Below are 17,124 nucleotides of genomic sequence, written 5' to 3' on the forward strand. Positions count from 1 at the left end.
TCGGTCATCCGGAATACGAATGCCCGGCGCTCCGGCGGCAGTTGGGTCAGGCCCGGAAGGGGCGGACCGGAACCCCGGCCGTCCCGGTCTCGACGACGAAGACGGAACCGGACAGCGGGGACCTGGTCAACTCCTCGGCGGACAGGCCGTTTCGGGCGGAGGTGATGTACAGGCGGCCGTCCGCACCGAAGGCGCAACTCGTCGGCTGGAGCACGGGCACCGGTACCAGTCCGACGACGAGCCCTGTCGGGTCGTACCGTCGCACTTCGCGTCCGCCGTGCATGGCCACCCAGAAGCAGCCCTCCACGTCGACGGCGAGACCGTCGGGGACACCGACTCCCTCGGTCTTGGTCAACACCTCCAGGCGGCCGAGTTCGCCCGGCTCGGCGTCGAAGTCCGCGCGGTAGAGGAGGTTGGCGTAGCTGTCGGCGAGGTACATGACGGTGTCCTCGGCGTTCCAGCCCAGCCCGTTCGGCAGCACGAGGCCGTCCGCGACGACGACGCTCGGACCGTCGCCGTCCCAGCGGTGCAGCCTGCCCTGGCCGGGCGCGAACTCCATGTCGTTGCTGCCGGCCCAGAACCTGCCGCGGGAGTCGACCTTGCCGTCGTTCATGCGCAGGTTCGGTTCGGGCAGTACGGGATCGATCAGCGTCAGACCTTCGTCGGTGACGTAGCCGAACCCGTCGGCCACCGCGACGGCGAAACCGTCGTGCGCCTCGCGGGGTGCGACCGCGCCGACCATCGTGCCGACGTCGTGGACGGTCTGCCGACCGGTGGACAGCTCGTCCTCGAACACCTTGCGGCCGTAGATGTCGACCCAGAGGAGATGCCCGGTGCGCGGATCGAAAACCGGTCCCTCGCCGACGTCCGACGTCTCGCTGCGCACCGCGACTTCGAGCTGTGTGTACGTTCGGACATTGGACATCGCGACTCCGTTCGTTTTCCCTCAACCTGGCCCCGGACGCCCGTGATCGTCAACGCCCGAACAGCCGATGTCGGGTATTCGTTCCGCGAATGGAAGCGAGTCATGTCACACCGGTGGAATGGCCGTTGTGCCTTCGGGTCTTGATGCCTTCAGTACCTCTCGGATGAAAGCCTGTGCGGCTGCGCCCAGTGGCCGTTCCGAATGCCACCACACTCCCACGTCCCGAAAGCGGTTGAGTTGGCGAATGGGGCGCATTTCCATTCCTTCGCGCAGAATCATCACCGCGCCCAGATAGTTGATGATGCCGAGTCCGTGTCCGGCGCGCACCATGGCGCCGAGCGTGGTCGGCTGATGCGACACGATTCCGTTCGGCGAGACCAGGTTCTGGATGCTCAACTCGACCTCGGCCTCATAACCCACCACCGTGTTGGCGAGCGGATCGCCGATCGTGATGACGCGCTGGTTCGCGAAGTCCGCGAGTTCGACCTCGCTCTTCTTGAGCAGGGGATGACCGGTCGGGGCGAGCATCACGTAGGGCTCTCGCCACAACGGTCGCATGGTGAACGCGTGATCGTGCGGCTCGGGGCGGATCGTCCGCACGGCCACCGAGACCCGGCGCTCGGACAGTGCCGCCTCGATGAAGTCCACGTCCCCGTCCAGGACCGCCACCCGGATCCCCGGATATTTCTCCTGCAACGACGTGATGACTCCCGGCAGGAACTCCGAACTCGCGCTGGCGAAACTCGCGACGGTGACGCTTCCCGTGATGTTGCCCAGGTCGGTCTGGCGCGCGGTGACCAATTCGTCCGCCGCCGCGAGAACCGCTCTCGCCCGGGCCAGCAGTGCACGTCCGTCGTCGGTGAGGGTGAGCGGCCGGATACGGCGTTCGATGAGCAGACAGCCGAGTTCGCGTTCCAGATTCGCGATGTGTGCCGATACGCGCGGCTGCGACAAATGCAACTTCTCGGCCGCTCTGGTGAAGCCGCCCGTATCCACGACCTCGACCCAGGTACGCAACCAGGCCAGTTCGAGCGTCATCGACCGAACCTCCTCTTCTTACGGTCATCTGCGCGGCGGATCACCGGTATTCGTATGTCACTGTTGACGAGATTCGGCGACCATGGCCGACTTGGACAATGACCGATCAGACTTCTTTCGGCACCGCCCGCGGACTGCTCTCCGCGCACGGAGCGGACCTCCTTCGCGGCGACGACGGTGCCGTGATCACCTCCGTGGAGACCTACGCACTCGCCGTGCCCCTGAAGCGGCCCATCGCCGACTCCACGGCCGCCATGGCGCACTGGACGGTGCCCGTGGTCGAGATCCGTACCGCCGACGGCCGGGTCGGGACCGGGATCTCCGGTGTGCACTGCGCTCCCGAACTCCTCTCCGACGTGATCCTCTCCTACTACGCCGACGCCCTGCTCGACACCTCCTCGGAGGACATCCTCGGCACCTGGAAGCGCCTGTACTGGCTGCCCACGCACTGGATCGGCCGGGCCGGTGTCGTCCACATGGCGCTGGCCATGGTCGACATCGCCCTGTGGGACCTCGCCGCACAGCGCGCCGGCATGCCTCTGTGGCGGCTGCTGGGCGGCACCCAGGAGAGCGTCGAGGCGTACAACACCGACGGCGGCTGGCTCAACCTCAGCGACTCGGACCTGGTCCGGGACCTCACCTCGCTGGTCGACCACGGCTGGTCCCGGGTGAAGATCAAGGTGGGCCGCTCCGACTGGCGGGAGGACGCCCGGCGCGTCCGCGCGGTCCGCAAGGCGCTCGGCGACGACGTGACCCTGATGTGCGACGCCAACCAGCGCTGGGACCTGTCGACCGCGAACCAGATCATGCCGGTCCTGGAGGAGGCGGCGATGGACTGGGTGGAGGAGCCCTTCCACGCCGACGACCTCCAGGCCCACACCCGCCTCCAGTCGTCGACGCGCCTGGACGTGGCGGCCGGCGAGAGCATCTACTCGTACCACCAGTTCGCCTCCTTCATGGCCGCCGACGCCATCCGCGTCGTCCAGGCCGACGTCACCCGGGTCGGCGGCGTCACCGAGTTCCTGCAAGTCGCCGCCCACGCGGCGGCACGCGGCCTGCGACTGGCCCCGCACGCGGGCGACATGATGCAGGTGCACCAGCACCTGGTCGGCACCGTCCTGTCCGAGGTGCCGCCCCTCGTCGAGTTCATCCCCTGGACGCAAGAAGCGTTCGTCGAGCGCAGCGTCGTACGCGAAGGACTCATGGAGCGCCCGCAGGGCCCGGGCGCCTCGACCGCGATCGAACCGGCCGCCCGGGTCCGCTGGCAGATCCCCGCGGTGGGCTCGACCAGGACCCTGTGAGACCCCGACCGTCCACCGAGGAAAGGAACGAGATGACCGAGCAGACCGACGACCGCGTGGCCGTCGTCACCGGCGCGGGCCAGGGAATCGGGCGTGCCGTCGCCCTGGCGCTCGCGGCCCGAGGCGTACGGGTCGTCGTCACCGACCGCAACACCGAGACCGGCACCGCCGTCGCCAAGGAGATCGGCGGCGACTTCCTGCCCCTGGACGTCGCCGACCCCAGGGCCGTCGCGGAGGTCGCGGACGAGGTCGTACGGCGCTTCGACCGCGTAGACGTCCTCGTCAACAACGCCGGTATCGCCCACGAGAACGCGGCCCTCGACGTGACCGACGAGATCTGGCACCGCGTCCTCGACGTCGACCTGACCGGCACCTTCGTGGCCTGCCGCGAGTTCGGCCGGCACTTCGTGCGCCGACGCTCCGGATCGATCGTGAACATCTCCTCCATCGCCGCCTTCATCGGCTCCAACCCCGAGTACCACGTCGCCTACGACGTCGCGAAGGCCGGTGTCTCCCAGCTCGCGCGGTCCCTCGCGGTCGAGTGGGCCCCGTACGGGGTCCGGGTCAACGCCGTCGCGCCGGGACGGACCCGCACCCCCATCCTCGACACGGTCGGGATGGACGACCCCCTGCGGATGACGCAGTGGATCGGCCAGATCCCGATGGGCCGGCTGCTGGAGGCCGAGGAGATCGCGGCGGCCGTGGCGTTCGTGGCACTGGACGGAACCGCGATGACCGGACAGACCCTCCTCGTCGACGGCGGCCAGATCGCGCAGTGACGCTGTCATCGGCGCTTGCCCTCAGCCGAGGCCGAGGGCAAGCGTCTCTCCCTCGGCGAGTTGTACGTCGAGGAGGTGGGCGCCGTACCGCACCCGGACGTAGGCGGCTCGTGCCGCCCGGATCCGCGCGGCCTCCAACTGCCCTGCTTTCCAACGGATGTCCACGGTGAGACCACCACGGGCGCGCAGTCCGCTCACGCTCCCCTCCGGCCATGCGGCGGGCAGCGCGGGCAGCAGTTCTACGTCCCTGCCGTCGGACTGGAGGAGCATCTCTGCGATGCCCGCCGTGCCGCCGGCGTTGCCGTCGAAGGAGTAGATGTTCTGCGCCGCGCCTGCCACCCCGCCGGCCGAGAACGACATCAGGTTCGCCTCGCCGGCGTCCGCGATCAGGCTGGTGAGGTGCTTCAGGGCCGCGTCGCCGTTGAGCAACCGGGCGAAATAGACAGTGAAGTTGGCCTCGACCCACTCGGTCTGCTCCCAGCCCGGGGCCTGCTGCCTGCGCGCGATGGTGACCTCGGCCGCACGGGCGAGGTCCGGGGTGTCGCGCGGGGTGATCTGGCGCTCCGGGAACAGCGCGCTGAGGTGGGAGGTGTGCCGGTGGCTCGGCTCGGCCTCCTCGTAGTCGTGCAGCCACTCCTGCAACTGCCCGTGCCGCCCGATGCTGAACGGTGGCAGCCGGCGGCGCGCGGCGGCGATCCTGGTCCTCAAGTCGGCGTCGACACCCAGCAGTTCGGCACTCTCCGCGCAGATCCGCAGCACCGCCTCCATGAACACCCGGTCCGCGGTGGCCCCCATGGACACGGAACACTTGCTGCCGTCGGGCGCGAGATACCAGTTCTCCGGCGACTCGGACGGCCCGGTGACCAGCAGACCGTGCTCCGGCTCCTCGACCGCGTAGGCGAGCAGGAACTCGGCGGCACCGCGCAGCACCGGGTACGCACGCTCCCGGAGGAACGCCTCGTCGCGGCCGTACTCGAAGTGCTCCCACAACTGGAGGGCCAGCCAGGCCCCGCCGGTCACGTTCATGCCCCAGCCGATGCCGGAACCGGGTGCCGTGTAGCCCCACGCGTTGGTCACCGTGTGCGCGACCCAGCCCGGAGCGCCGTACAACTGCTCGGCGGTGGAGCGGCCTTGGTCCGCCAGCATTTCCAACAGGCCGAACAGCGGCTCCTGGCACTCGGCGAGGTTGGTCGGTTCGGCGGCCCAGTAGTTCTGCTGGGTGTTCATGTCCAGGTGGAAGTCGTTGGTCCAGGGCGCGCTGCTGGCCAGACCGTCGTTCCACAGACCCTGCAGGGCAAGCGGCAAAGGGGAGTCGGAGCGGGAGCCGGCCACCGTGAGGTAGCGGCCGTACTGGAAATAGAGGGCGATCAAGTCGTTGTCGGCCCTGCCGGAGGCGAGCCGTTCGCGGCGTGTGTCGGTGGGGAGGGCCGCGAGGTCGGGCGGCGTCGGACCGAGTTCCAGGGAGACGCGTTCCATGAGCGCCTGGTGGTCCGCGATGTGGGCCGCCCGGACGGCCTCGTATCCGGCCTCCAGCCCTGCCGACAGCAGTGATTCGGCGCGTTTTCGCGGGTCCGCTCCGGCCCAGTCGGTGCCGACCACGACGTACACGACGGCGCGATCGGCGCCCTCCAATCGGAGCGTGTCTCCCGTGCGGTGCACGGTGCCGCCCTCGGCTTCGAGGTGGGCGCGGATCTCCAGGGCGACGCCCTGCCGCCCGTCACTGTGCAGGCTCTCGTACGCATGGCCGTCGAAGGTGACGCAGGTGTCCGTCGCGGTCGTGTCGCCGGGCAGTATGCCGTCCCGGATCGAGAGGGTGAAGGCGAGCGATCCAGGACGGTCCGAGGTGAGGCAAATCGCCATCAGACCATGGGGGTTGGTGGCGAACACCTCGCGGGTGAAGCGGACGCCGTCCTGTTCGTACGTCACTTCGGCGAGGCCCGTGTCCAGGTCCAGGGTTCGCCGGTAGTCGTGGACCAATGCTCCGTCGGGGAAGGTGAGTTGGACCTCTGGCAGGGGCAGGTTGGTCCCGAACGAGCTTGGTCTGCCCGGGAGATGCTCGGCGGCGAGCCGTTGTGCCTCGGCGTGGTCTCCCGCGAAGAGGAGTTCGCGGATGCGTGGGAGCTGTTGCCGGGCGGTCGGGTTCAGGTCCGTTGAGGAAGGGCCGCCCGACCATGCGGTCGACTCGGAGAGCTGGATCCGCTCGCGGTCCGTGCCGCCGTAGATCATGCCGCCGAGACGGCCGTTGCCTATGGGGAGTGCTTCGAACCAGCGGGTGGCGGGGTGGTCGTAGTGGAGCGTTCCGGGTGGGAGGCGGACAGCGTGGAAGTCCTGGTCGGAGAAGGCTTTCAGCATGGCGTGCGCTTTCGGGACATGGCCAACTCGCGTGCGGTGCTGGCTACTTGACGGGGGCGAAGACGTGCTGGGCGGCTATGGCGGCGCCGCCGCGGGCCCATTCCTCGAAGGGGAGGGGTCTGACGACGAGGTCGCAGTCGGCCGCCGCGCCGAAGGCACGGGCCGCGAAGGTGGCGCGGATCTGGTCCTCGTAGAGGTCGTAAGTGGCCACGCCCTCACCGGAGATGATGATCCGTTCGGGGCCGATGAGGTTGGCGACGGAGGCGATGGCCAGGCCCAGGGCGTGACCGGCCCGGGCGAAGACGGCGCGGACGACGTCGTTGCCGGCGTGGGCCAGGCGGACCGCGCCGTCCATCGTCAGTTCGGGGTCGCCTGCCGCCTGGCGGGCCTGGTCGGTGATGGCCTGGGTGGAGGCGACGGCTTCCACACAGCCGGTGTTGCCGCAGGTGCACACCCGGTCCGTGCCGCCCACGGGGAGGTGGCCGACCTCGCCGGAGACGCCGTGCGCACCGGAGACGACCCGGCCGCCGATGGAGATGCCGCAGCCGATGCCGGCGCCGACGGTGACCAGGGCGAAGGACGACAGCCCGGCGCCCACACCGAACCACTGCTCCGCGACGGTCAGGGCGCGGACGTCGTTCTCGATGACCGTCGGCAACTGCGTCGCGTTCCGGACGAGTTGGGCGAGGGGTACGCGGCGCCAGTTGAGGAAGGGGGAGTACTGGACGGTTCCGGTGTGGCCGTCGACGTCCCCGGAGATCGTGACGCCGATGCCGTGCAGGGCGCCCGGTGCGTACGGCCGCGCCTTCGCGTTCAGCTGCTCGACGAGGCGTGCGACGGCCAGGACGACCGTGCCGACGTCACGCGAACCGAGTGCGGACCGTGCGGTGGCCAGGGTGCGCGCGGTCAAGTCGGCCAGCACGCCGATGAGTTCGTCACCAGTGATCTTCACGCCCACGAAGCGGGCGCGTTCTCCGCGCACCGCCATGAGGGTGGCCGGCCGGCCCTGGGTGCGCTCGGTGGAGCGGCCCAGCTCGGTGATCCAGCCGTCGGTCAGCAGGGGAGTGGCGACCTTCGTCACCGCGCCGGGCGACAGACCGGTGCGGCGCCCGACCTCGGCGCGCGTGAGCGGGCCGTGGGCCAGGAGGGTCTGGAAGAGCAGCGAGGCCGCGGGTGGCTGATCGGCGAGCGTCATGCGGCGACCATACATTTCCATTGGAAAAGAAGATAGAAGAAGGATCGCGTGGATCTGCGCCCGTCTTCCGCACTCATCTCCTGAATCCGGCTCCATTCTTTCCACGAATGTCGATGATTCGCGCGGCGCAATATGTTGACGCTGGAAGAAAAGCCTGGCTACATTCGCGGCACCTCGCGACAGGCGGATGGGACGTCCACCGGCGCAGGTGGCGGCCGGTTTCCCCCACGACCGGCCGTCGTCGTACGGCTACGAGGGCGGATCCGAACGCCCACTCACCAATTCCCCATGCGGCTGACCGCGCAGGGGCACTTCCGGACCTTCCCGGGGCCCCGCCGTGCCTTTTCGCGCCGAGATGGAGTAAACACATGCCTCGTCCAGCAGGACCCGCGTCATTCGCTCGGCACAGATTCCGTGCGGGCGGTGCGCTCCTCCGTCATCTGCCCGTCCTGGCCGCCGGCGCTCTCGTGGTGTCCCTCGCGGCACCGGCCGCCGCGTCGACCGCGGACACCGGCGCGCCCCGGCAACAGGCGGTCCTGGCCGCCAAGCCCTATATGGGCTGGAGCAGTTGGAGCCTGGAGGCCACCAGCTATCCCGGCTACGGCGGGGTGAGCTGGCTGACCGAGGCGCATGTCAAGCAGCAGGCCGACGTGGTCGCCTCGAAGCTCAAGTCCCACGGCTACGAGTACATCAACGTGGACGCCGGCTGGGCGAGCGGCTTCGACCAGTACGCCCGGCCGACCGCGAACACCACGACATTCCCGCACGGCATGAAGTCGCTGGGCGACTACCTCCACCACAAGGGCCTCAAGTTCGGGCTGTATCTGGCGGTCGGCCTCGACCCCGTCGCGTACGGCGACGGGAAGACGGCCATCCACAACGCGCCCGGCTGCACCACTTCGGACATCGTCTATCCCGATCTGCGGAAGACCAACGGGTGGAACTCCGCGTACAAGATGGACTTCGCCAACCCCTGCGCGCAGAAGTACATCGACTCCCTCGCCGACCAACTGGCGGGCTGGGGCGTGGACTTCCTCAAGGTCGACGGTGTCGGCCCGGGTTCGTGGCAGGGTGACGCGGACCACGACAACACCCCGGACGTGAAGGCCTGGCACACCGCGCTCCAACGGACCGGCCGTCCCATGCAGTTGACGCTGTCCTGGTCACTGAGCCACACCCAGGCCGAGACCTGGAAGGCCAACTCCAACGGCTGGCGGGTCGACACCGACGTCGAGTGCTACTGCGACACGCTCGTGACGTGGAACAACTCGCTGAAGGTCCGCTGGAACGACGTCGTGCAGTGGATCGACGACGCGGGACCCGGACACTGGAACAACCTCGACTCCCTGAACGTCGGCGTCGGCGCCATGGACGGCCTCACCGAGGCCGAACGGCAGAGCTACGCCACGCTGTGGGCCATCGAGTCGGCGCCGCTGTACTCGGGCGACGACCTCACCAAACTCGACCCGTACGGGCTGAAGCTGCTCACCAACGACGAGGTCATCGCCGTGGACCAGGCGGGTCATCCCGCGCGGCCGGTCAGCCAGACCACGAACCAGCAGACCTGGTACGCCCGCAATCCCGACGGCAGTTACACCGTCGCCCTGTTCAACCTGGGCTCCGAAACCGCCGACGTCACCGCGGACTTCGCCGACCTGGGCATCAGCGGCCCGGCCGCGGTCCGTGACCTGTGGCAGCACAAGAACCTCGGCCGCGTCTCCGGACACCTCACGGCGAACCTGCCCGCACACGGCTCACGGCTGTTCACCTTCACCCCGAAGGACAATGGCGGCCGACCCGGAACCCCGCTGGGCGTCCACGGCACCGCCGCCACGTCCACGAGTGTCTCGCTGGCCTGGAACAAGGTGAACACCGGCGCCTCGCCCGTCACCCGCTACACCGTCTACGCCGACGGCCGCCCGGTGAGCGCCGGCACCGGCACCACGGCTACCGTGAGCGGCCTGAGCGCGGCCGGTGCCCACACCTTCACCGTCGTCGCCCGTGACGCCAAGGGCCGAACTTCGGCTCCCAGCAAGGCCGTTGCGGTGAACGCGCCGGCGTCCGGCGGTCCCACCGCCTACGAGGCCGAGTCACCCGGCAACATCCTCACCGGCAACGCCGTCGTCGCCGGCTGCGACGCCTGCTCCGGCGGAAAGAAGATCGGCAACCTCGGCGGCGGGGTCGTCGCCTTCACCCACGTCAGCGCGCCGAAGGACGGCACCTATCTGCTGAAGCTGGACTACGTGGACGCCGACTCAAGTCGCGTCATCGACCTGACCGTCGGTGACACGACGCTCCAGGTCCCGGTGCCCGGCACCAACGACAACGCCTGGGGCACCCCGCAGTCGCTCACCGTCCCGGTGCCGCTGAAGGCCGGGGACAACACGATCGGCTTCGGCAACGCGACCGACTACGCGCCGGACATCGACAAGATCACCGTCTGATCCACCAGTTCGTATCGCAGTTCGTATCGCAAGAAGGAGGGTGCTGTGGTGGTCACATCACAGGGCAACCACGCGACATCGGTGAAACCGCGGTCCGGTGAACCGGGCGCCGTGGCCACCACCACCTCACCCAGCAAGGGCCCGGGCAGGAAGGCGCGGCGCACGGCCGTCACCAGGTCGGCCGCCGCCCGCCGCCGGGACCTGCCGATCGCCCTGCTGCTCATCCTGCCCGCCGTGATCGGCTTCGCGACCTTCTACGCCTATCCGACCCTGCGCGGCATCTACCTCAGCTTCACCGAGTTCCATGTCCTGAGCCCGCCGAAATGGGTCGGCCTTGCCAACTTCCGGGAGCTGTTCGGGGACGACGTCTTCTGGCACTCGCTCCTCGTCACCGGCTACTTCGTCCTGCTGTCCGTCGTCTTCGGCACCCTGATCTCGCTGGTGACGGCGGTGGTGCTGGACCGGGTGACCCGGTCGTCGGCACTGCGCGGAGTGATCCTGCTGCCGTTCCTGATCTCCAACGTCATCGCCGCTCTGGTGTGGCAGTGGATGCTCGACCCGACCCTCGGCATCGTCAACATCGCCCTCAAGCATCTGACCGGCCACTCCATCCTGTTCTTCGGCAGCGGGGGATGGGCGATCCCCTCCCTCGCCGCGATCAGCGTCTGGAAGTGGATGGGCTACTACGCCCTGCTGATCTTCGCCGGACTGCAGACCATCCCGCCGACCATCTATGAGGCCGGCCGGGTCGACGGCGCGAGCGAGATCCAGATGTTCCGGCGACTGACCGTGCCCCTGCTGCGGCCGATCCTCGTCATGGTCGTCGTCCTGACGGTGATCAACTCCTTCCAGGTGTTCGACATCGTGCAGGTCACCACCGAGGGCGGTCCGGCGAACGCCTCGAACGTGCTGCAGATGTACATCTACCGCAAGGCCTTCCGCCAGTTCGACTTCGGCTACGCAGCCACCATGTCGCTGGCCCTGTTCGCCCTGCTCATCGCGGTCACCTTCACCCAACTGCGGCTCGCCCGCGCCAATGAATCCGACCTGAGCTGAAGGAGGCCGCCCCATGGCTGTCACCGTCGCACCCGGCCCGGCGGCGCTCCCGCGTCGCCCGCCCCGGAAGGACACCCGCAGGTTCTCGCCCGGCAGGGCCGTGGCCTGGACCTACCTCGGCGGCATCGTCCTCGTCACCCTCTTCCCCTTCTACTGGATCCTCCGCACCGCCCTGTCGAACAACTACCAGCTCGCCACCAACCCGTCCTCGCCGCTGCCGGTCGGCTTCACCTGGGGCGCCTTCGAACGCGTCCTCGGCATCGCCACCACCGCCGAGGCACAGGCCCAGGGCGGCTCGGGCGCCACCCTCGACATCGCGATCTATCTGCGGAACTCGCTGATCTACGCGTCCGTGCAGACGGCGCTCATCGTGCTGTTCTCGGCAGCCGCCGCCTACGCCTTCTCCCGGCTGCACTGGCGTGGCCGCGACCTAGTGTTCAACATCCTGATCAGCGCCCTGATGGTGCCCAGCGTCTTCACGCTGCTGCCCAACTTCGTCCTGGTGAAGGACCTCGGACTCACCGACACCTTTGCCGGACTCATCCTCCCCGGCGGGCTGTTCCAGGCCTTCGCGCTGTTCTTCCTGCGGCAGTTCATGCTGGGCCTGAGCACGGAGGTCGAGGAAGCCGCGATCATCGACGGCGCGGGTCCCCTGCGGATCTTCTTCCGGATCATCCTGCCGATGTCGTCCGCGCCGATCGCCACCGTCTCGCTGCTGATGTTCGTCAACGCCTGGAACGACTACTTCTGGCCGCTGCTCATCGCCAACGACCAGAGCGTCCAGCCACTCACCCTCGCCCTCGGCGTCTTCAAGCAGTCCTCACCCCAAGCCGCCCCCGACTGGGCCGGGTTGATGGCCGCCGCGCTCATCGCGGCGCTGCCGATGCTGCTGCTCTTCATCGCCTTCGGCAAACGCATCGTCAACTCCATCGGCTTCTCCGGCCTCAAGTGATCAGTGAAAGAAGGAACCATGAGAGTTCGCAAGGCCGTGGCACTGGGAGCCGCGCTCACCCTGACCGCCCTCGTCTCCGCCTGCTCCTCGGGCTCGAGCAGCGGCTCCGGCTCCTCCACCCTCAACTGGTGGACCTGGGACGACAAGCAGGCCGCCGCCTACAAGGTCTGCGCCACGGATTTCGAGAACGCCAACCCCGGCGTCAAGGTGAAGATCACCCAGTACAACGTCACGGACTACTTCACCAAGCTCACCGCCGGCTTCGTGGCCGGCAAGGCTCCCGACGCCTTCCAGAACAGCGTCCAGTTCTTCCCGGAGTACGCCGACCAGCACCAACTCCTCCCGCTGGACGACTACATCAAGAAGGACAAGTTCGACCTCTCGCGGTTCTCCGTCGGCGTCGACTCGTGGAAGTACACCGACGGCAAGCAGTACGGCCTGCCCCTGGACTGGGCCGCCACCGGCCTCTACTACAACACCGACATGCTCACCAAGGCCGGCTACTCCGCCGACGACGTCCAGAAGCTGAACTGGAACCCCGACGACGGCGGCACGATCGGCAAGATGATCGCCCACCTCACCCTCGACACCAAGGGCCGACGCGGTGACCAGCCGGGCTTCGACAAGGCGCACATCAAGACCTACGGCTTCGGCCAGCTGGCCGCCAAGGACTTCCTGGGCCAGTCCACCTGGAGCTCCTTCGTCTCCACGACCGGCTGGCGGCTCGGCAACAAGGCCAACTGGCCCACCGAGTTGAACTACAACGACCCGCGCTTGGTGAAGACCATGGACTGGATCCGCACCCTGGTCGCGAAGGGCTACGCACCCAAGATCGGCACGTTCACCAACACCGTGTCCGACGTCGACCTGCTCTCCTCGGGCAAGGTGGCGATGGAGACCGGCGGATCGTGGTCGGCGTCCACCTTCGCCAAGATCCCCAACGTCAAGGTCGGCATCGGCCCCACGGTCCTGGGCCCCGACGGCAAGACCCGCGCCGTCTTCAGCAACTCCAACGGCAACACCATCTGGGCCGGCACGAAGGACCCCGACCTGGCCTGGAAGTGGGTCTCCTACATGGGCTCCGAGGCCTGCCAGACCAAGGCGTCGGCGACCGGCACCTTCTTCCCGTCCATCCCCGCCTCGATGGACGCCTCCGCCAAGGCGCTCAAGGCGCAGGGCGTCGACCTCACGGTCTTCACCGACATGCTCAAGAACAAGGAGCTGTACCCGTCGCCGGACTTCCGCAACGGCGCCGCCCTCCAGGACGCGATCGAGCCGCTGATCGAGGCCTACTTCGGCGGCCAGAAGAGCGACAGCGTCTTCGCCGACATGCAGGCCAAGACGAAGAGCATCCTCACCGAGAAGTGACCGCCGCCCCTTCGGCGCACTGAGGCGGGACGGGGCTTGTACGGCGGGGATCCCCACGCAAGTCCCCGCCGCCGTCGCGGAGTTGCTCCGAGGCCCCGAGCCGCTCGCCGTCCGGCGCTGCCCGGTCGATGACGACTGTGCCGGCCGGCGAGATCCGTCCAGGCGCGTGGGTCCGGCGCGAACCGTGGCCCGGACCGGCTCGGCCATGCCCGCCCCACTCGCCCTTCCGTGCCGGGCCACGGCGTTCCGCCGCCCTCCCCGAAAAGAGACCGCATGCCCACACCCCCCTCGCGCATCGTCAGCCTGCGGGCGGCCGGTACCTGCTTCACCGTGGAACTCACCGAACCCGTGCCCCGGGTCCTGCACTGGGGAGCCGACCTGGGCGACCTCACCCCCGAGGACCTGACGGCCCTGAGCCTCACCGCCGAACCCGCGATCCTCAACAACGCCCCCGACATCCCGCGCCGCTTCACCGTCTGGCCCACCGAGGCGGACGGCTGGTCCGGCACCCCGGCCCACCACGGCCACCGGGCCGGCACCGCCACCGCACCCCGGCCCACCCTCACCGGCGCCACCCACCACACGGCCCCCGACGGCGGCGGCGAACTCCAACTCCGGCTGAGCGACGAGCCGTTCGGCCTGGACATCACCCTCACCTACACCCTGGACCCGCACGGAATCCTCACCGCCGACGCCGTCCTCTCCCGCCCGCCCGGCACCGACACGACGCCCTACGACCTATCCGGTGCCCTGACCCTGCTGCCTCTTCCGCGCCGGGCCACCGAGATCCTGGACTTCACCGGAAAGTGGAGCCGCGAACGCTCCCCGCAACACCGCCCGCTGCACCACGGCGCCCACGTCCGCGACGTACGACGCGGAAAACCCGGCGTCGACTCGCCGTACCTCCTGTCGGTGGGCGTACCGGACTTAGGGTTCCGTACCGGCGAAGTGTGGGCCGTGCACGTGGCGTGGAGCGGCGATCAGCGCTACCTGGTCGAGCAACTCCCGGAGGGAGCGGGCGTACACGCCTCGGCTCTCGGTGGCGGCGAACTCCTCCGGGCGGGCGAGATCCGTCTCGCCCCCGGGGAGTCGTACCGCACGCCCCGCTGCCACTTCGCATGGTCGGCCGATGGCCTCGACGGCATCGCCGACCGTTTCCACCGCCATCTCCGCGCACGACCCCAACACCCGCGCGGCGCCCGCCCCTTGGTGCTCAACAGCTGGGAGGGCGTCTACTTCGACCACGACCTCGGCCGGCTGCGCGCCCTGGCCGAGCGGGCCGCCGCGGTGGGGGTCGAGCGGTTCGTGCTCGACGACGGCTGGTTCAGCGGGCGCCGCGCCGACACGGCAGGTCTCGGCGACTGGCTCGCCGACCCGACCGTCTGGCCCGACGGGCTCAGCCCGCTCGCCGACCATGTCCGGGCGCTGGGCATGGACTTCGGGCTCTGGGTGGAGCCGGAGATGGTGAACCTCGACTCCCACCTGGCCCGCGCCCACCCCGACTGGATCCTCGGCCCCGCCGCAGGCCTCGGCCCGACCGCCCGCCATCAACACGTCCTGGACCTCGCCCGCCCCGAGGTCTTCGACTACCTGCTGAAGTCACTCGACGCCCTCGTCGGCAGCTACGACATCGCCTACCTGAAGTGGGACCACAACCGGGAACTCCACGAGGCCGTGCACACTCCGGACGACCGGCCCGCCGGTCACGCCCAAGTCGCGGCGCTGTACCGGCTGTTGGACGCGGTCAAGCAGCGCCACCCGGGACTGGAGATCGAGAGCTGTGCAAGCGGCGGTGGCCGGATCGACCTGGGCGTGCTGGCCCGCACCGACCGGGTGTGGCCCTCGGACTGCAACGACCCCGTGGAACGCCAGGCCATCCAGAGCTGGACCGCCCAACTCCTGCCGCCCGAACTCGTCGGCGCCCACGTCGGCGCCGCCCGCAGCCACACCACCGGACGTGTCACCTCCGACTCCTTCCGCATGATCACCGCCCTGTTCGGCCACGCGGGCATCGAGCAGGACCTCGCACGGTGCTCCGAGGAGGAGCTGGCCCGACTCACCGCCTGGAGCGCCCTCTACCGCGAACTGCGCCCACTGCTGCACACGAGCCGTACGGTCCGCGCCGACCTGGAGGACGAGGCCCACGTACTGCACGGAGTGGTGGCCCAGGACGGATCGAGGGCCCTGTACTCCTGGGCGCGCGTGGCGAGTTCACCCGAGGGGCAGTCCGGTCGTACGACCCTGCCGGGGCTGAGCCCCGACGCCCACTACCGACTCCGGGTGCGCACCGAACTCGGCCTGCCGTCCTTCCACCAGGTGGCGGCGCCTCCGTGGGTCACGGCCGCGCAGGAGGACTGGCTCGCGCTGCCCGGCTCGGTGCCGGCCGTCGCGGGACTGCCCATGCCGACCCTCGATCCCGGGCAGGCACTGCTCGTCGAGGTCCGCCGCGTTGGCTGAAGTCGCCGTGCGTCAGCGAGAATTGGTGTTCCCCGAGACCGTGACGTTGACGGGAAGGCTCCGTACACCGTGCATCAGCAGACCCGGAGACCACTCCAACTCGGCCTCGCCCACGGCCAGTTCTAGACTCTCGACGCGTTCCAGGAGCGCGGTGACCGCGACCGCGGCCTCCATCCTCGCCAGGGGCGCGCCCAGACAGTGGTGGACACCGTGCCCGAAGGCGACATGGCCGGTCGACCGCCCGAGACGGAAGGAGTCCGGCTCCTCGAACCGGGCGGGATCGCGGTTCGCCGCGGCGAGCGACACCAGCAGCATGTCGCCCCGGCGCACCGGCACTTCACCGATCACCATGTCCTCGGTGGCGAAGCGTTCGGTCGCGGTGAGTACCGGCCCGTCCAGGCGGAGGAACTCCTCGACCGCAGCGGGCACGAGCGCGGGATCGGCGCGCAGCGCCTCGAAGAGGTCCGGCTGTCGGGCCAGACCGAGGAGGACGGCACCGATGAGGTTGGCGGTCGTCTCGTACCCGGCGATCAGAAGGAGGAAGGCCATACCGACCAACTCCGGGTCGGTGAGGGCGTCTTCGACGGTGTCGTTGGCCAGCGCGCTCAGCAGGTCAGGGCCGGGCACGGCCCGCTTGCCCGCGATCAGCACGGCCAGGTACCCGCTCATCCAGACGTAGGCCTCCTCCCGGTCCGATCCGGCGACCGGGGACACGATCTGCTCCGAGGCCCAGCGGAACCTGTCCCAGTCGGCCAGCGGCACGCCGAGCAGTTCACAGATCACCGCGATGGGCACACGGACGGCGAACCCGTCGATCAACTCCGGTGCCTCGGCGGCCAGTACGGCGTCGGCCAGCTCGTCCGAGATCTCGCGCGTGCGGGGCCGTAGCGCCTCGATCTGCTGGGGTGTGAAGGCGCGGGTCACCAGTTTGCGCAGGCGGGTGTGGTCGGGCGGGTCCACGGTGAGCATGTAGTCGATGCCGACCTCGTCCCGCACACCGCTCATCAGCCAGCCCGGCTCCAGGCCGGCGCGCTCGCCGCGCTTGGACACGCGCGGATCGGTGAGGACTTGACGGGCCGCCTGGTAGCCGGTGATCAGCAACTGCGGCGGCGCACCGGCCGGTTCGCAGCGGTGCGCCGCCGCGGACTCCGTCAACCGCCGCAGCAGCGTGTGCGGATCCGCCTGGAACGCCGCACCTTCCAGCTCCGGCCGCAACGACCCGCTCTCGTTCGTGGTCATCCGGGTTCTCCCGCCTGG

Annotated in this window: 12 protein-coding genes; 7 read left to right on the plus strand and 5 right to left on the minus strand. The window is 69.2% G+C overall.

Going from position 1 to position 17,124, the window contains the following annotated elements:
• Nucleotides 1–46: 46 nt before the first annotated feature.
• Both JHN45_RS04510 and JHN45_RS04515 read right to left on the minus strand, forming a co-directional pair.
• The gene (locus JHN45_RS04510; protein WP_201048087.1) at nucleotides 47–925 is read right to left on the minus strand and encodes an SMP-30/gluconolactonase/LRE family protein; all 879 of its coding nucleotides are present in this window, start codon (nucleotides 923–925) and stop codon (nucleotides 47–49) included.
• Nucleotides 926–1,030: 105 nt separating this feature from the next.
• Nucleotides 1,031–1,963 (minus strand): LysR family transcriptional regulator, encoded by a 933-nt coding sequence (locus tag JHN45_RS04515; RefSeq protein ID WP_200708563.1) that lies wholly within the window; start codon nucleotides 1,961–1,963, stop codon nucleotides 1,031–1,033.
• Between the two features lie 98 nt (nucleotides 1,964–2,061).
• Between JHN45_RS04515 and JHN45_RS04520 the strand changes: the two genes are divergently transcribed.
• Complete coding sequence (locus JHN45_RS04520) at nucleotides 2,062–3,264, plus strand: mandelate racemase/muconate lactonizing enzyme family protein (protein ID WP_201048088.1); 1,203 nt, start codon at nucleotides 2,062–2,064, stop codon at nucleotides 3,262–3,264.
• A 32-nt stretch (nucleotides 3,265–3,296) separates the two neighbouring features.
• Complete coding sequence (locus JHN45_RS04525; protein ID WP_201048089.1) at nucleotides 3,297–4,043, plus strand: SDR family NAD(P)-dependent oxidoreductase; 747 nt, start codon at nucleotides 3,297–3,299, stop codon at nucleotides 4,041–4,043.
• A gap of 21 nt (nucleotides 4,044–4,064) precedes the next feature.
• Here JHN45_RS04525 and JHN45_RS04530 read toward each other — a convergent pair whose 3' ends face one another.
• A complete protein-coding gene (locus JHN45_RS04530; RefSeq protein ID WP_201048090.1) occupies nucleotides 4,065–6,395 on the minus strand; it encodes a glycoside hydrolase N-terminal domain-containing protein in 2,331 nt (776 codons plus the stop codon).
• Between the two features lie 43 nt (nucleotides 6,396–6,438).
• On the minus strand, nucleotides 6,439–7,590 hold the full coding sequence (locus JHN45_RS04535; RefSeq protein WP_201048091.1) for an ROK family transcriptional regulator: 1,152 nt from the start codon (nucleotides 7,588–7,590) through the stop codon (nucleotides 6,439–6,441).
• Nucleotides 7,591–7,958: 368 nt separating this feature from the next.
• On the opposite strand from JHN45_RS04535, the gene JHN45_RS04540 reads away from it, so the two are divergent.
• From JHN45_RS04540 to JHN45_RS04560, 5 genes are all read left to right on the plus strand, one after another.
• Nucleotides 7,959–10,034, plus strand: coding sequence for a fibronectin type III domain-containing protein (locus tag JHN45_RS04540; protein WP_236583317.1), 2,076 nt, complete (start codon nucleotides 7,959–7,961; stop codon nucleotides 10,032–10,034).
• 45 nt (nucleotides 10,035–10,079) lie between these two features.
• Nucleotides 10,080–11,090, plus strand: coding sequence for a carbohydrate ABC transporter permease (locus JHN45_RS04545; protein WP_201048092.1), 1,011 nt, complete (start codon nucleotides 10,080–10,082; stop codon nucleotides 11,088–11,090).
• A gap of 13 nt (nucleotides 11,091–11,103) precedes the next feature.
• Nucleotides 11,104–12,042 (plus strand): carbohydrate ABC transporter permease, encoded by a 939-nt coding sequence (locus JHN45_RS04550; protein ID WP_200708569.1) that lies wholly within the window; start codon nucleotides 11,104–11,106, stop codon nucleotides 12,040–12,042.
• An 18-nt stretch (nucleotides 12,043–12,060) separates the two neighbouring features.
• Nucleotides 12,061–13,410 carry a sugar ABC transporter substrate-binding protein gene (locus JHN45_RS04555; protein WP_200708570.1) on the plus strand — a complete coding sequence of 450 codons (1,350 nt, stop codon included), beginning with the start codon at nucleotides 12,061–12,063 and terminating at the stop codon, nucleotides 13,408–13,410.
• A 273-nt stretch (nucleotides 13,411–13,683) separates the two neighbouring features.
• On the plus strand, nucleotides 13,684–15,867 hold the full coding sequence (locus JHN45_RS04560) for an alpha-galactosidase (protein ID WP_201048093.1): 2,184 nt from the start codon (nucleotides 13,684–13,686) through the stop codon (nucleotides 15,865–15,867).
• A 12-nt stretch (nucleotides 15,868–15,879) separates the two neighbouring features.
• On the opposite strand, the gene JHN45_RS04565 is transcribed toward JHN45_RS04560, so the two are convergent.
• Entirely contained in the window at nucleotides 15,880–17,106 is a 1,227-nt protein-coding gene (locus JHN45_RS04565; protein WP_201048094.1) for a cytochrome P450, read from the minus strand.
• Nucleotides 17,107–17,124: the final 18 nt, after the last annotated feature.

The organism is Streptomyces sp. MBT53 (assembly GCF_016654115.1).
GTDB lineage: Bacteria > Actinomycetota > Actinomycetes > Streptomycetales > Streptomycetaceae > Streptomyces.

Excerpts from the sequence above, each read along its gene's own strand:
- JHN45_RS04530 (WP_201048090.1), bottom strand. The coding sequence starts at position 6,395 with ATGCTGAAAGCCTTCTCCGACCAGGACTTCCACGCTGTCCGCCTCCCA.
- JHN45_RS04555 (WP_200708570.1), top strand. The coding sequence starts at position 12,061 with ATGAGAGTTCGCAAGGCCGTGGCACTGGGAGCCGCGCTCACCCTGACC.
- JHN45_RS04525 (WP_201048089.1), top strand. The coding sequence starts at position 3,297 with ATGACCGAGCAGACCGACGACCGCGTGGCCGTCGTCACCGGCGCGGGC.
- JHN45_RS04565 (WP_201048094.1), bottom strand. The coding sequence starts at position 17,106 with ATGACCACGAACGAGAGCGGGTCGTTGCGGCCGGAGCTGGAAGGTGCG.
- JHN45_RS04540 (WP_236583317.1), top strand. The coding sequence starts at position 7,959 with ATGCCTCGTCCAGCAGGACCCGCGTCATTCGCTCGGCACAGATTCCGT.
- JHN45_RS04520 (WP_201048088.1), top strand. The coding sequence starts at position 2,062 with ATGACCGATCAGACTTCTTTCGGCACCGCCCGCGGACTGCTCTCCGCG.
- JHN45_RS04510 (WP_201048087.1), bottom strand. The coding sequence starts at position 925 with ATGTCCAATGTCCGAACGTACACACAGCTCGAAGTCGCGGTGCGCAGC.
- JHN45_RS04560 (WP_201048093.1), top strand. The coding sequence starts at position 13,684 with ATGCCCACACCCCCCTCGCGCATCGTCAGCCTGCGGGCGGCCGGTACC.
- JHN45_RS04535 (WP_201048091.1), bottom strand. The coding sequence starts at position 7,590 with ATGACGCTCGCCGATCAGCCACCCGCGGCCTCGCTGCTCTTCCAGACC.
- JHN45_RS04550 (WP_200708569.1), top strand. The coding sequence starts at position 11,104 with ATGGCTGTCACCGTCGCACCCGGCCCGGCGGCGCTCCCGCGTCGCCCG.
- JHN45_RS04515 (WP_200708563.1), bottom strand. The coding sequence starts at position 1,963 with ATGACGCTCGAACTGGCCTGGTTGCGTACCTGGGTCGAGGTCGTGGAT.